At 59.3% G+C, this 1758-nt stretch carries 1 protein-coding gene; it reads right to left on the reverse strand.

What is annotated here, in order from left to right; all coding sequences use genetic code 11:
• Positions 1–32: 32 nt before the first annotated feature.
• Positions 33–1622, reverse strand: coding sequence for an IS66 family transposase (gene tnpC, locus GOB86_RS15370; protein WP_165993527.1), 1590 nt, complete (start codon positions 1620–1622; stop codon positions 33–35).
• Positions 1623–1758: the final 136 nt, after the last annotated feature.

The following is a 1758-nucleotide window of genomic DNA, read 5'->3' on the forward strand; positions in this document are numbered from 1 at the left end:
TCGTAAGCATCCGGAGAGAGCCGCGGGCGTAATCAGGCTTTGATGGTATTATTGCTGTGGTGAAGGGTTTTCCAGTGCCATGGCAGGAGTTCATGGAGGCGTGGATTTGGCATATCGTTGATACGGGCGAGGACATCTGCGAGCCATGCTTTGGGATCGACAAGGTTCAGACGGGCGGTGACGATCAGGGAATACATGGCGGCAGCGCGTTCTCCGCCCCGGTCTGACCCGGCGAATAACCAGGCTTTTCTGCCGAGGACTATCCCACGGAGCGCACGCTCTGCGGCGTTATTTGTGAGACAGATGCGCCCATCATGTAGAAACCGTGTGAACATATCAGGTCGTCTGAGAAAATAGCTCATGGCCTGTGCAATGGGATTTTTTGATGACATGCGTTGGCACGTGTCACGCATCCACATGAACAGGTCCTCTACCATGGGAGCACTGCTTTCCTGACGGACCGCGAGCCGATGCTGGTCTGGGGTGCCGTTTATCACACGTTCAGCCTCGAAGATGGCGTCGATGCGGCGCACTGCCTCTATCGCCAGCGGGGCCTTGTCCTTCTCCGCGATTTTGAACAGCCCCCTTCGTCCGTGCGCCCAGCATCCTGCAGACACGACAGGTGCAGGCTGACGGCCCGGTTTTGTCAGAGCGTTATATCCGGCATAGGCATCGGATTGCACGATCCCCGTCCAGCCCGAAAGATGATCGACAGGATGTTCGCCCTTGCGGTCCCGTGAATAACGGAACCACACGGCCGGGGGTGCTGTGCCTCCAAAGGGGTGATCGTCGCGCACATAATTCCACAATCGACCGGTGCGTGTTCGGCCCTTCGCCAGCACGGGCACGGTGGTGTCATCCGCATGCAGACGACCAGCTGCCAGCACATGGACCCGGATCAGCGCGTTCAGAGGGGCCAGGGTCGCTGTGCAGGCTCCCACCCAGTCGGCTAACGTTGACGTGTCGAGATCAATCCCTTCGCGTGCAAAGGCATCACTCTGCCTGTTCAGCGGCAGATGCTGGAGATACTTGTCGCACAGAATGCCCGCCAGCAGTTCTGGCCCTGCCCGCCCCCGTGAGATCGGGTAGAAAGGCGCTGGTGGCTGGGTGATGCTCTCGCAGTCCCGACAGGTGAACTTCTCCCGCACCGTCTGGATGACCTTGAACTGGCGTGGGATCACTTCCAGCGTCTCAGTGATGCTTTCGCCCAGTTTACTCAGGCGCGTCCCGCCACAGCACGGACACTGTGTTGGCGCAGGAAGAACCACCCGTTCGCGTGGCACGTCGGCGGGTAAGGGTTGCCGCCCCCGGTTAGTCCGCGGTGCTGTTGCACGGACAGCGAGGTCCGCCGCATTTTCGAACGCGTCTTCGGCTTGCGTTGTTTCCAGCTCCTCCAGCTCAAGTTCCAGCTGGTCCAGCAGGCGCCGTCCCCGTTCCGATGACGCCCCGAAGCGGTCCTGACGCATCCGTGCAATAAGATGTTTAAGATGGGTAATCTGCGCTTCAGCGCTGACTGCTCGGGCTTCAGCGTCTGTGGCCCGGGTTTCGGCAGCACGGGCACGCGTCTCGGCGGCGGCAAGTGCCGCATGTAAGGCCGTTATGTCATCCATGCTTCCCGTCATGAAAAACAGTTCAGCACAAAACCGTTCAAAAGGGTACAGGACTATGGATCACGATCCCCTTTTTGTTACCCCGCCAGTTCAGGTCGCCATGTTTTCTGCGGATTACGCCAGTCGATCCCTTCGAGCAGACAACTTA

Source organism: Acetobacter lambici, assembly GCF_011516885.1.
GTDB classification, from domain to species: Bacteria; Pseudomonadota; Alphaproteobacteria; order Acetobacterales; family Acetobacteraceae; genus Acetobacter; species Acetobacter lambici.